This window comes from Zoogloea sp. (genome assembly GCF_028693495.1).
Classification (GTDB): Bacteria; Pseudomonadota; Gammaproteobacteria; order Burkholderiales; family Rhodocyclaceae; genus Zoogloea.
In genome coordinates this window covers 1-12,444 of the sequence record NZ_JAQUVG010000020.1, presented here as the reverse complement: position 1 = coordinate 12,444, position 12,444 = coordinate 1, and the positions used below count along the sequence as shown (strand labels likewise).

The window sequence follows — 12,444 nt, the reverse complement described above, 5'->3', positions numbered from 1 at the left end:
GCCAGAGCCGGGCGGAAATCGCCTAAAATCGGGTTTTCCCCTCAGGAAGCACCCATCCCATGTTTTCCGGAATCGTTGCAGCCGTCGGCCGCATCCAGAGCATCGCCCCACTTGAAGACGGGGTCCGCCTCACCGTGGACGTGGGCACCCTGGAACTCGACGATGTGAAGATCGGCGACAGCATTGCCAACAACGGCGTGTGCCTGACCGTCATCGCCATGGACGGCAACACCGTCCAGTTCGATGTCTCCCGGGAGAGCCTCAACTGCACCGTCGGCCTCTCCGAGCCCGGCGAGGTCAATCTCGAGAAGGCCCTGCGCCTGGCCGACCGCCTGGGTGGCCACCTGGTCACCGGCCACGTGGATGGCATCGGCGAGGTCGTAAGGTTCGCGCCGGTGGGCGAGAGCCACGAACTGGTCATCCGCGCCCCGGCTGCGCTGGCCGGCTACATCGCCCGCAAGGGTTCCATCACCGTGGATGGCGTGAGCCTGACCGTCAATCGGGTCGAGGGCCGCGACTTCTCCATCAACCTGATTCCCCATACCGTCCAGGTCACCACCCTCAAGCGGCTCCAGGCCGGCAGCCAGGTCAACCTCGAAATCGACCTGATCGCCCGCTACGTGGAACGCATGCAGGCCTGGCGCGACACCACCGAAGGAGCCCCCGCATGAGCGCACTTGCTCCCATCCAGGACATCATCGCCGACATCAAGGCCGGCAAGATGGTCATTCTCGTGGACGAGGAAGACCGGGAAAACGAAGGCGACATCGTCATTGCCGCCGAATACATCACCCCTGAAGCCATCAACTTCATGGCCAAGCATGCCCGCGGCCTGATCTGCCTGACCCTCACCGAAGAGCGCTGCCGCCAGCTGGGCATCAACCACATGGCCCGGGACAACCGCAGCCAGTTCAGCACGGCCTTCACCGTCTCCATCGAAGCCGCCGAAGGGGTGACCACCGGCATCTCGGCCGCCGACCGGGCCCGCACCGTGCAGGTCGCCGTGGCCCGCCACGCCAAGCCCACCGACATCGTCCAGCCAGGACACATCTTTCCGATCATGGCCAAGCCCGGCGGCGTGCTGATCCGCGCCGGTCACACCGAGGCCGGCTGCGACCTGGCCGGCATCGCGGGGCTCGAACCTGCGTCCGTGATCTGCGAGATCATGAACGACGACGGCACCATGTCCCGCCTGCCCGAGCTGATCGAGTTCGGCCAGCAGCATGGCCTCAAGATCGGCGCAATCCGCGACCTGATCGAGTACCGGGCCCGCACCGAAAAGCTGGTGGAGAAGGTCAGCGAAAAGACCGTCGAAACGCCCTACGGCCCGTTCCGCCTCTCCGCCTTCGAGGACAAGACCTCCGGCGAGGTGCATCTGGCCATGGCCTATGGCTACATCGACCCCGAGGTGGAGACCCTGGTGCGGGTCCATGAGCCGGTCTCCGTGCTTGATTTCCTCGACGCCAACAGCGGTCGCCACAGCTTCTCGGTGGACGAGTCCATGAAGCGCATCGCCGAGCACGGCGACGGCGTGATCGTGCTGCTCTACCGCCCCCAGAGCGGCCAGGACCTCCTGGCCCAGTTGTCCGGCGACACCGCCGCCCACCGCCCTGCCGTCAAATGGGACCCCCGCCTATTTGGCATCGGTGCCCAGATCCTGGCAGGTCTCAACGTGGGCAAGATGAAGATCCTCGCCAGCCCGCGCAAGATTCCCAGCATGGCCGGCTTCGGCCTGACCGTGGTGGGTCACGTTGCCCCCTCCGAGGCCTGAGCCCCCCGCCCCCTTACAGGACACCCCATGCCCCGTTACGAAAATATCCGCGAAATCGAACCCAATCTGGACGGCAAGGGCCTCCGGATCGGTGTCGTCATGTGCCGCTTCAACCTGGACGTGTGCGAAGGCCTGCTGTCTTCCTGCACCACCGAGCTGCTGAATCTGGGCGTCAGTGCCGGAGACATCACTCTCGCCACCGTGCCCGGCGCCCTCGAAGCCCCCCTGACCCTGCAGACCATGGCGAAGAGCGGCCGCTTCGACGCCCTGGTCGCCCTCGGCGCGGTCATCCGCGGCGAGACCTACCACTTTGAGCTGGTTTCCAACGAACAGGGCGCCGGCATCACCCGCGTCACTCTGGACACCGGCGTACCCATCGCCAACGGCATTCTCACCACCGAGGATGACGATCAGGCCCTGGCCCGCATGCAGGTGAAGGGTGCCGACTGCGCCCAGGCGGCCGTCGAGATGGCCCGACTCCTGAAGGCCCTGGCATGAGCACCCAGCACAAGTCCCCCCGCCGCCGCGCCCGTGAATTCGCTCTTCAGGGCATCTACCAGTGGCTCATCAGCCAGGCCCAGCTGACCACCATCGAGAGTGTGGCCGGCGAGGCCGGTGGCTTCGAGAAATGCGACCGGGATCTCTTCCTGGGCCTGTTGCGGGGCACCATCGGCCATGCCCCGGAACTTCAGGTAGGCTTTGCCGCCTTCATCGACCGTCCCCTGAACGAGCTCTCCCCCATTGAGCGCGGGATCCTGCTGATGGGGACCTTCGAGCTGCTTCACCAGCCGGAAACCCCTTACCGGGTCATCATCAACGAGGCCATCGAGCTGGCCAAGGGCTATGGCGGCACGGACGGGCACAAGTTTGTGAACGGCGTGCTCGACAAGCTGGCGGTCAAGACACGGCCGGACGAAGTACAAGCCTGGACCGAGCAGCGCCGCGCTGCCCGCAACGGCCACCAGGCCTGAGTCCAGACCTGGTTTTTCGGCGGACCCGCGCATGCCTTCCGAATTTGCCCTGATCCGCCGGCATTTCACCCGTCCTGCCCGCCACACCGACCTGGCGGTAGGCGACGACGCGGCCCTGATCCGTCCAGGCCCCGGCATGCAGCTGGCCATTTCCACCGACATGCTGGTGGCAGGTACCCATTTCTTTGCCGATACCGACCCCGAAGGCCTGGGCTGGAAGACCCTCGCGGTCAATGTCTCCGACCTGGCTGCCATGGGCGCCACACCCCGCTGGGTGGTGCTGGCCGCCTGCCTGCCGGCCGCCGACGAGGCCTGGATCGCCCGCTTTGCCCAGGGCTTCTTTGCCTGTGCCGAAGCCTTCGACATCGACGTGATCGGTGGCGACACCACCCGTGGTCCCCTCAATCTGTGCCCCACGATCTTCGGGGAAATTCCGCTGGGCCAGGCCATTACCCGCGGCGGCGCACGGCCGGGGGACGAACTGTGGGTGTCCGGCACCCCTGGCCGGGCAGCGCTCGGGCTGGCCCATCTGCAGGGGTCGCTCGCGCTCGATGGCGCTTTCCGCGATAGCTGTCTGAAGGCACTCCAGCGCCCCCAGCCCCGGGTCGCCCTGGGTCTGGGACTGCGCGGCATCGCCAGCGCAATGCTCGACGTCTCCGATGGCCTGCTCGGTGATCTCAGCCACATCCTAGAACACTCCGGCGTGGGCGCCGAGGTCCGCACCGCCGCTCTGCCCCTGGCCGCACTGGCCGCTGGCTGTGGCGATCCGGCACGGGCTCTGCAGGCGTGCACGGCTGGAGGCGACGACTACGAACTGCTGTTCACCGCTCCTGCCCCGTGCCATGACGCTCTGCTTGCCCTGGGCGAACGTCTGGGACTCCCCCTCCACCCCATCGGACGGATCACCGCACATTCCGGCGTCCTGCTCCTGTGCCATCCGGATGGGCGGCAGGAATCCCCCCGTGCCCTGGGCTACGACCACTTCGGCCGCAACGCATGAAACCCACGCCCCGCTTTCTCCTGTCCGACCCGGCCCACTTCGTGGCCCTGGGCTTCGGCTCTGGCCTCTGGCCCAAGGGCCCCGGCACGGCAGGCACCCTGGCAGGCTGGCTACTCTTCCCCTTCGTGCGGGCGCCTCTGTCCGAAGGTCTGTTCGCGGCCCTCCTGGTAGCCTGCTTCCTGTTCGGCATACTGGCCTGCGAGCGGACCGGCCGGGCCCTGGGCGTCGCCGATCACGGCAGTATCGTCTGGGACGAAATCGTCGCCATCTGGCTGGTCCTCTGGCTGGCCCCCCCCGGGCTGGCCTGGCAGGCGGTGGCCTTCGTGCTGTTCCGCTTCTTTGACATCGTCAAACCGCACCCCATCCGCTGGGTGGATCAACGCACCCGCGGCGGCTTCGGAGTCATGCTTGACGATCTGCTGGCGGCAGGCTACACCCTGCTGGCCCTGGCTATTCTGGTAAGGATCTTCGGCTGATGGACACCCAACTCGAACAGCTTTCCCTGCGCGTGGGTGAGCATCTGAAAACCCGCGGCTGGCGGCTGGCCACCGCGGAATCCTGCACCGGGGGCTGGGTCGCCGAGGTGGTCACGGCAACCGCCGGCAGCTCTGCCTGGTTTGACTGCGGCTTCATCACCTACTCCAACGACGCCAAGTGCGCCCTGCTCGGGGTCTCACCCATGACCCTGGCCCGGCATGGGGCCGTCAGCGAGGCTGCTACGGCTGCAATGGCCCGAGGTACCCTCGAACGGTCAGAAGCCGACCTCGCCCTGTCCATCTCCGGCATCGCCGGCCCCACCGGCGGCACCCCGGAAAAACCCGTCGGTACCGTGTGCTTCGGCTGGGCCAGCACCGGCGAACCTCCCCAGACGACCACCTGCCGTTTCGATGGCGATCGGGAAGAGATCCGCCGCCAGGCCGTGGTGTTTGCCCTGGAAGAGCTGCTGCGCCGCCATCCCTGAGGAGAAGCACGCCGGAGGCGGGGGAAAAATCCCAGGCAAATTGCACTGGACCTGACGCGATAACTGTATAAAATGACAGTTAAACGCAAGCACAAGTCATACCTGACCTTGCGCCAACACCTGCACGCAAACTCTGTGCCATAATCTCCTCAACCTTTCACAAGGATCATAACGATGGACGACAACAAGGCCAAGGCCCTCGCCGCTGCCCTCTCCCAGATCGAAAAGCAGTTCGGCAAGGGCTCCATCATGCGCCTCGGCGATGGCGAGGTGGAGAGCGACATCCAGACCGTCTCCACAGGCTCCCTGGGTCTCGACATCGCCCTGGGGATTGGCGGCCTGCCCCGCGGCCGGGTTGTCGAAATCTATGGTCCCGAATCCTCCGGCAAGACCACCCTGACCCTCCAGGTGGTGGCCGAAATGCAGAAGCTCGGCGGCACCGCCGCCTTCATCGATGCGGAGCACGCCCTGGATGTCACCTATGCCCAGAAGCTCGGCGTCAACATCGGAGACCTGCTGATCTCCCAACCCGACACCGGCGAACAGGCTCTCGAGATCGCCGACATGCTGGTCCGCTCCGGCGGTGTCGACGTAGTGGTCATCGACTCGGTCGCGGCGCTCACCCCAAAAGCCGAAATCGAAGGCGAGATGGGCGACCAGCTCCCGGGCCTGCAGGCCCGCCTGATGTCCCAGGCCCTGCGCAAGCTCACCGCCAACATCAAGCGCACCAACACCCTGGTGATCTTCATCAACCAGATCCGCATGAAGATCGGCGTGATGTTCGGCAGCCCCGAGACCACCACCGGCGGCAACGCCCTCAAGTTCTATGCCTCGGTGCGCATGGACATCCGGCGCATCGGCACGATCAAGAAGAACGACGAGGTGATCGGCTCCGAGACCAAGGTCAAGGTCGTCAAGAACAAGGTCGCCCCACCGTTCCGCGAGACCCTCTTCGACATCCTTTACGGCGAGGGTACCTCCCGCGAAGGTGAGATCATCGATCTGGGGGTGCAGCACAAGTTCGTGGATAAATCCGGCGCCTGGTACGCCTACAACGGCGAAAAAATTGGCCAGGGCAAGGACAACGCCCGGGAATTCCTCAAGGCCAATCCCCATATCGCCCGGGAGATCGAAAACAAGATCCGTGTCGCCTGCAGCCTGCCTGAAATGGCGCCGATTGCGGCAACGCCGGCAGCGACAACCGCCGGCTGATCCAGCGCAACCGCCTCCGCACAGCCCCTCATGCCCCCCAGCCTTCATGACAAAGCCCTGCGCTGCCTCGCCCAGCGCGAGCACTCCCGCGGAGAGCTCGCGCGCAAGCTGAATGGACTGGGAGAGCCGGATGAAATCCAGGCCGAGCTCGACCGACTGGTCGAACTCGGCCTGCTTTCCGACGCCCGCTTTGCCGACGCCTATGTGCGTTCCAAGGCCAGCCGCTTCGGCACGGCACGTCTCAAGCAGGAGCTGTCCCGACGAGGCATTGCCTCTGATCTGATCTGTGAGGCTATCGGAGACAACACAGGCAAGGACGAACTGACCCGGGCCCGGGAAATTTGCCGACGAAAATTCGCCACTCCCCCTGCAGAAGCAAGAGAATGGGCGCGCCAGGCACGATTCCTTCAAGGCCGTGGCTTTTCTTCCGAAATCATACGTAGAGTCCTGAAAGAACACCCCGGCGATGAGCCTGCTTAAAGTCAGCAACCTGCGCAAAAAATACAAGGCGCGCACGGTCGTCCATGATGTCTCATTCGACATCGGCAGTGGCGAGGTGGTCGGCTTGCTCGGTCCCAACGGGGCCGGCAAGACCACCTGTTTCTACATGATCGTTGGCCTGGTCACCGCCGACGGGGGGGAGATCACCCTGGATGAGCAGATCCTGACCCACAAGCCCATTCACCAGCGCGCCCGCCTGGGCCTCTCTTACCTGCCCCAGGAAATGAGCGTCTTCCGCAAGCTGACGGTGGCTGAGAACATCCAGGCCGTCCTCGAGCTGCAAAGCCTCAGCAAGGCCCAGGTGGCCGCCCGCCTCGATGAGCTCCTGGCCGAGCTCGGCATCGGACACCTCCGGGACAGTACGGCCATTTCCCTGTCCGGGGGCGAACGCCGGCGCTGTGAAATCGCCCGGGCGCTGGCCTCCGACCCGCGGCTGATCCTGCTGGACGAACCCTTTGCCGGTGTGGACCCGATTGCCGTGATCGACATCCAGAAGATCATCCGCTTCCTCAAAGAAAAGGGCATCGGCGTACTGATCACCGACCACAACGTCCGGGAAACCCTCGGCATCTGTGACCGGGCCTTCATCATCAATGCCGGCGAGGTCCTGGCCAGCGGCCGACCCGACGAGATCGTCCACAACGAGCAGGTTCGCCAGGTTTACCTGGGTGAGCACTTCCGGCTCTGAGCCCCTTCCCGTCTCATGAAGCCCAGCCTCCAGCTCAAGCTCTCCCAGCACCTCGCGCTGACGCCCCAGCTGCAGCAGTCCATCAAGCTGCTCCAGCTGTCCACCCTTGAGCTCAATCAGGAAATCGAGAAAATCCTTCTCGAGAATCCGATGCTCGAACGGGATGAGCCGGAAGGCGACATGGGCTCCAGTCGGGTAGAGGCGCCCGGCCCGGTGGCTCCCGCCGGCAGTGAGGCCGCCCAGGAGCGGGAACAGGAGCAGGCTCGCGAGGCTGACCAGAATTTCGACAATGGCGGTGAAGCCGGCGAATGGATGACTGCAGGCAGCGGCAACGGACAGCGGGACGACGACGATGACGCTGACTTCCAGGAATTCCAGGCCGCAGTGCCGTCCCTGCGTGACCATCTGGATGCCCAGGTGGCCCTGACCCCCCTGTCTGACCGGGATCGGGCACTGGTGCGCTTTCTCATCGAAGCCCTGGATGACGACGGCTACCTGACCCAGGATCTCGAAGATCTCCTGCCCCTGCTGCCTGCCGAGCTCGAGTTCGAGATCGACGACCTCAATATTGCCCTGTGTCAGATCCAGAGCCTGGATCCCGCCGGCATCGGGGCCACCAGCGTGTCCCAGTGCCTGGGCCTGCAACTGCGCACGCTGCCCCCCGGCGAGGCGCGCCAGCTGGCCCTGGCCATCGTTGCCGAGCACCTGGAGCTGCTGGCTGCCCGGGATTTCGTCAAGATCAAGCGGGCCCTGCGCTGCAACGATGATGCCCTGCGGGAAGCCCACGCGCTGATCCTCAGCCTCAACCCCCGGCCGGGAGCCCAGTTCTCCCAGGCGGACACCCGCTACGTGGTTCCCGACGTGGTGGTGCGCAAGCTGCGTGGTCACTGGGTGGTCAACCTCAACCCCGATGCCATGCCCCGTCTGCGCATCAACAACCTCTATGCCCAGATCCTCCGTGACAACCGGGGTGCCAGCGGCTCCCTGTCGAGTCACCTGCAGGAAGCCCGCTGGCTGATCAAAAACGTTCAGCAGCGCTTCGACACCATCCAGCGGGTTTCGCAAGCGATCGTTGACCGGCAGCGCCAGTTCTTCGATTATGGCGATGTGGCAATGCGCCCGCTCACCCTGCGGGAGATCGCAGAACAACTGGATCTACACGAATCCACGGTTTCGCGGGTAACCACCCAAAAGTACATGGCTACGCCGCGAGGCATTTTTGAGTTCAAATATTTTTTCGGCAGTCACGTTGCCACCGACACTGGTGGGGCTGCTTCCTCAACGGCGATTCGGGCGCTGATTCGCCAGCTTGTAGGAGCAGAAGACAAGAAGAAACCCTTGTCCGACGCCAAGATTGCCGAGTTGTTGGGCCAGCAGGGAATCGTCGTGGCTCGACGGACCATTGCAAAATACCGCGAGTCCCTCGACATCCCGCCGGTCAGTCTGCGCAAATCCATCTGACAGAAAGGTAAGAATCATGAACCTCAACATCACGGGGCATCACGTCGAAGTTACGCCGGCCATCCGCGAGTACGTTTCCTCCAAGCTTGATCGCGTGATCCGTCATTTCGACAACGTCACCAGCGTCGGCGTGATCCTCTCGGTGGAAAAGCTGCGTCAGAAGGCTGAAGTCACCGTGCACGTGCGCGGCAAGGACATCCATGTTGAAGCAGAAGATGCCGACATGTACGCGGCCATCGACGCCCTGACCGACAAACTCGATCGTCAGGTCCTGAAGTATAAGGACAAGATCAGCGACCACGGCCATGACTCCCTGAAGCAGCACCTCGCCGAATCCTGATCCTCATCATCCAGTAATAGCGCGTTCCCCCGGGACCGTTGTGGCTATAATGCGCCCCAACTGACACAACGGCCCGGCGGCCATGCCCCCGGTTTTCTCCCGATCATCTCACCGGAAACCTGTGTCGCCCCGCGTATGCAGGAGAGTCCACCCATGAATCTCATCGCCAAACTATTGCCGCTGGCCAACGTGGTCGTCGGCCTCGAGGCGAGCAGCAAGAAACGCGCTTTCGAGCAAGCCGGCCTGCTGTTCGAGAATAATCACGGCATCGCGCGCAGCATCGTCTTCGACAGCCTGTTTGCCCGGGAAAAGCTTGGCTCCACCGGTCTGGGCCAGAGCATCGCGATTCCCCACGGTCGCATCAAAAGCCTCAAGGATGCCCTCGGTGCCTTCATCCGGCTGGCCGAACCGGTTCCCTTCGATGCACCCGATGGTCGTCCAGTCTCAATGCTGTTCATCCTGCTGGTACCGGAACAGGCCAACGAACATCATCTTCAGCTGCTGTCCGAACTTGCCCAGATGTTCAGCGACAGGAGCTTCCGGGAGCAGTTGATGAGCGCACCGGATGCAGCAACCGTGCACGCCCTCTTTGCCAACTGGGGCAGCGATGATGCGTCAGATCAACGTAGCCCGGCTGTTTGACGACAATCTCGAACGCCTCCGGCTGCGGCATATCTGCGGCAGCCTAGACACCCGCATCTCGGTCTCTGAGGACCGCATCTGGCCCGCCGACATGGTGGGACACCTCAACCTGATCCACCCTGACCGCCTCCAGATCCTCGGCAGCTCGGAGATGGCCTGGGCCCGGCGGCAGACCCGGGAGAAGGTCACCTATCACGTGCGGGAGATCCTCTCCTACTCACCCCCTGCCCTGATCGTTGGGGATGATGAAGACATCCCGTCGATGATCCGCACCCTGTGTGCCAATCACGACATCGCCCTGTTTGCCAGTCCGCTCCCCTCGGCCAACATCATTGATCACCTGCGCAGCTACCTGTCGCGTCAGCTGGCCGAGCGGATGGCCCTCCACGGCGTGCTGATGGATGTGCTGGGCTTGGGCGTTTTCATTACTGGAGATTCGGGCGCAGGCAAGTCTGAACTGGCTCTTGAACTGATCTCGCGCGGTCATGGTCTGGTCGCAGACGATATCGTCGAGTTCTCCCGGATTGCTCCAAGCGTACTGGAAGGCCGTTGTCCCGAACTTCTGCAGGACATGATCGAAGTGCGCGGGCTGGGCATCCTGAACATCCGGACCATCTTTGGCGAAACCGCCTGCCGGCGGAAAATGAAACTCAAGCTGGTGGTGCACCTGCAGCGTCGCCAGCCTGGCCAGGAAGACCCCTTGCGCCTCACCCTGGAGGGAGAGCAGCAGCTGATTCTCGGCGTTCCGCTAAGGCGGGTCGTGCTGCCCGTGGCCGCCGGCCGCAACCTGGCCGTCCTGCTCGAGGCCGCCGTGCGCTCCACAATCCTACTGCTGAGGGGAATCGACTCCACCCAGGAGTTCGTCGATCGCCAGCGCCGGGCAATGGAAGACAGCCAGTTCTGAGCTCCGGATGCGGATGGGGTACTTTTCCTACCCCTTCCCACCCCCCGGGCGCGCTCACGTTATGATGAAGCCGTTGTCGTCGCAGAGCCGTATCATCGTCCACACAGAAGGAGTGTCTTCATGAAAAAGCTGATCCTGAGCGTAGCCGTGTCCCTGTTCGCCACCAGCCTGGCCCCCAGCGCCTTGGCTGCGACGGCCCAGCAGAACAAGATGAAGGAATGCAATACCGAAGCCGCCGAAAAGGAACTCAAGGGTGAGGAGCGCAAGACCTTCATGAAAGGCTGCCTGTCAGCCAAACCAGCCAAACCGACCCAACAGGACAAGATGAAAGCCTGTAACAAGGACGCTGGCGCCAAGGCACTCAAGGGCGATGAGCGCAAGGCGTTCATGAGTGACTGCCTGAAAAACTGAGCCTGGCCCCGCGACCTCGGCACAGGGGGCGCCACTGTGCCCCCTGTGCCGGGGGAGGCCTGCCGGCGGGTGCATCAATCCAGCGCAAAAGCAACAGCCTCTGAAATGTTGTCCGCGGGAGAAAAGCCGCAACCGATGTGGCCTTTCTCACCGAGCACGCAGTCCTCCCGCCTGATGCACTGCTCGGAATTTCCCTCCTCAAGCAGGAAGGTGCCGTTGGTGCTCGAATCGGTCAGCCGGAAGACCCCGCCCCGCAACTCGAAGCGGGCGTGCTGACGGGACACCCGCTGGTCAGCGATCACGATGTCGTTACCGGTTTCGCGGCCGACGAGCAGGGTGGGGTGGGCTGCATCGACAGTCCAGGCCTGACCCCGGAAACTGACATGGAGACGCTTCTGGACCTGGAGGGCTTCATGCCGCAACTCGACAGGGGTCGGCGGTGGCGCCTCTCCCAGTTCAAGAACAGGAAAAGGCAGCCCTTCGCTCCCCAAACGAGCGAGCAAGCGCTGCATCGACGGCGAGAGGACCTTGCTCAGGGCTTCGGAAACCGTAATGCTGTCCGGATTCTGGCTGGACACCAGCCAGGCTGCGAGGGCTTCCGGGCTTTGCAAGCCTTTTTTTGTCTCGGCTTCCAGCACGACACCCGCCCGCAGCACCAGCTTGATGCCGCTCATGGGAGGCAGGGCACGGACCCGCTCCCTCATTTCCCGGGCGGCCAGCAGCGCAGCATCTGCATCCGGGAAACGGGCCACGAGCACGTCCTTGTCCACGTCCAGAAGTCCCGCCGCATACGCCTCCGCACAGCGGGACATGCGGTTCAGGCAGCGCTCAACCGCATAACCCGCTTCTGCCTCTCCGAGCCTGACCGCCAAGGCAATCCCTCCACTGACTTCCGCGTGAAGCAGGGAAGGCGTGGGAGGGCGTTCGTGGTGGCGGAAAGACTCGGTCATGATGGCAGGTCTGGTCCGATGAGACGTTCAAACGGAAAAAGCAAAGCTCAACTTTTCCAGATCCCGACGGGGATCGCCCCGGCAGCTACGGAGGGCATGGGCAGTTCAGGCGCGTCGAAAACGGTGTCTCCCTGATCCACGGTGCTTGCCTGGGACACCGACCGGAAATCAAAAAGGGCATTGTCAGCCAGATGGGACGGCACGACATTGGCCATGGCGTTGGAAATGGAGTTGATGCGCCCCGGAAAGCGGCTATCCCAATCCCGCAGCATCGCCTTGATCTGCTTGCGCTGGGCGTTCTCCTGGCTGCCACAGAGATTGCAGGGGATGATCGGATACTCCATGCCTCTGGCGAAACGCTCGACATCCTTCTCGGCACAATAAGCCAGCGGCCGGATGACCACGTTATGGCCATCATCGCTAACCAGCTTGGGCGGCATGGACTTCATCTTGCCGCCAAAGAACATGTTGAGAAATAAGGTTTCGATCATGTCATCCCGGTGATGGCCGAGGGCAATCTTGGTCGCACCCAGCTCTTTTGCAGTGCGGTAAATAATGCCGCGACGCAGGCGCGAACACAGGGAACAGGTGGTTTTGCCTTCAGGAATTTTTTCCTTGACAATTTTGTAGGT

17 protein-coding genes are annotated in these 12,444 nt (G+C 63.4%); 15 read left to right on the top strand and 2 right to left on the bottom strand.

Annotation, left to right across the window (positions count from 1 at the left end):
* Positions 1–59 precede the first annotated feature (59 nt).
* From PHD22_RS05340 to PHD22_RS05270, 15 genes are all read left to right on the top strand, one after another.
* Positions 60–671 carry a riboflavin synthase gene (locus tag PHD22_RS05340; protein ID WP_299863355.1) on the top strand — a complete coding sequence of 204 codons (612 nt, stop codon included), beginning with the start codon at positions 60–62 and terminating at the stop codon, positions 669–671.
* A complete protein-coding gene (gene ribBA / locus PHD22_RS05335; RefSeq protein WP_299863353.1) occupies positions 668–1,771 on the top strand; it encodes a bifunctional 3,4-dihydroxy-2-butanone-4-phosphate synthase/GTP cyclohydrolase II in 1,104 nt (367 codons plus the stop codon). The genes PHD22_RS05340 and ribBA overlap by 4 nt, the downstream gene beginning before the upstream one ends.
* Positions 1,772–1,798: 27 nt before the next feature.
* Positions 1,799–2,269 carry a 6,7-dimethyl-8-ribityllumazine synthase gene (ribH, locus tag PHD22_RS05330; protein ID WP_299863350.1) on the top strand — a complete coding sequence of 157 codons (471 nt, stop codon included), beginning with the start codon at positions 1,799–1,801 and terminating at the stop codon, positions 2,267–2,269.
* Positions 2,266–2,742, top strand: a complete 477-nt coding sequence (gene nusB / locus PHD22_RS05325; protein WP_299863347.1) for a transcription antitermination factor NusB — start codon at positions 2,266–2,268, stop codon at positions 2,740–2,742. The genes ribH and nusB overlap by 4 nt, the downstream gene beginning before the upstream one ends.
* A 31-nt stretch (positions 2,743–2,773) precedes the next feature.
* Positions 2,774–3,742, top strand: a complete 969-nt coding sequence (gene thiL, locus PHD22_RS05320) for a thiamine-phosphate kinase (RefSeq protein WP_299863345.1) — start codon at positions 2,774–2,776, stop codon at positions 3,740–3,742.
* Complete coding sequence (locus PHD22_RS05315; protein ID WP_299863342.1) at positions 3,739–4,218, top strand: phosphatidylglycerophosphatase A; 480 nt, start codon at positions 3,739–3,741, stop codon at positions 4,216–4,218. Before thiL ends, PHD22_RS05315 begins: the two co-directional genes overlap by 4 nt.
* Positions 4,218–4,703, top strand: a complete 486-nt coding sequence (gene pncC, locus PHD22_RS05310; RefSeq protein WP_299863339.1) for a nicotinamide-nucleotide amidase — start codon at positions 4,218–4,220, stop codon at positions 4,701–4,703. Before PHD22_RS05315 ends, pncC begins: the two co-directional genes overlap by 1 nt.
* A 174-nt stretch (positions 4,704–4,877) precedes the next feature.
* A complete protein-coding gene (recA, locus tag PHD22_RS05305; protein WP_299863336.1) occupies positions 4,878–5,915 on the top strand; it encodes a recombinase RecA in 1,038 nt (345 codons plus the stop codon).
* A gap of 30 nt (positions 5,916–5,945) precedes the next feature.
* Positions 5,946–6,395 carry a recombination regulator RecX gene (gene recX / locus PHD22_RS05300; RefSeq protein WP_299863334.1) on the top strand — a complete coding sequence of 150 codons (450 nt, stop codon included), beginning with the start codon at positions 5,946–5,948 and terminating at the stop codon, positions 6,393–6,395.
* Entirely contained in the window at positions 6,382–7,104 is a 723-nt protein-coding gene (gene lptB / locus PHD22_RS05295) for an LPS export ABC transporter ATP-binding protein (protein WP_299863332.1), read from the top strand. Before recX ends, lptB begins: the two co-directional genes overlap by 14 nt.
* Positions 7,105–7,119: 15 nt before the next feature.
* Positions 7,120–8,565 (top strand): RNA polymerase factor sigma-54, encoded by a 1,446-nt coding sequence (locus tag PHD22_RS05290; protein ID WP_299863329.1) that lies wholly within the window; start codon positions 7,120–7,122, stop codon positions 8,563–8,565.
* A gap of 16 nt (positions 8,566–8,581) precedes the next feature.
* Positions 8,582–8,905, top strand: coding sequence for a ribosome-associated translation inhibitor RaiA (gene raiA, locus PHD22_RS05285; protein WP_299863326.1), 324 nt, complete (start codon positions 8,582–8,584; stop codon positions 8,903–8,905).
* Positions 8,906–9,058: 153 nt separating this feature from the next.
* Positions 9,059–9,547 (top strand): PTS IIA-like nitrogen regulatory protein PtsN, encoded by a 489-nt coding sequence (gene ptsN, locus PHD22_RS05280; RefSeq protein WP_299863324.1) that lies wholly within the window; start codon positions 9,059–9,061, stop codon positions 9,545–9,547.
* A complete protein-coding gene (hprK, locus tag PHD22_RS05275; RefSeq protein ID WP_299863432.1) occupies positions 9,516–10,451 on the top strand; it encodes an HPr(Ser) kinase/phosphatase in 936 nt (311 codons plus the stop codon). The genes ptsN and hprK overlap by 32 nt, the downstream gene beginning before the upstream one ends.
* A 120-nt stretch (positions 10,452–10,571) precedes the next feature.
* A complete protein-coding gene (locus PHD22_RS05270) occupies positions 10,572–10,862 on the top strand; it encodes a PsiF family protein (RefSeq protein WP_299863322.1) in 291 nt (96 codons plus the stop codon).
* Between the two features lie 74 nt (positions 10,863–10,936).
* Here PHD22_RS05270 and PHD22_RS05265 read toward each other — a convergent pair whose 3' ends face one another.
* Both PHD22_RS05265 and ttcA read right to left on the bottom strand, forming a co-directional pair.
* On the bottom strand, positions 10,937–11,812 hold the full coding sequence (locus tag PHD22_RS05265) for an FHA domain-containing protein (protein WP_299863319.1): 876 nt from the start codon (positions 11,810–11,812) through the stop codon (positions 10,937–10,939).
* Positions 11,813–11,859: 47 nt separating this feature from the next.
* On the bottom strand, positions 11,860–12,444 hold a 585-nt coding region (ttcA, locus tag PHD22_RS05260), incomplete at its 5' end, for a tRNA 2-thiocytidine(32) synthetase TtcA (RefSeq protein ID WP_299863316.1).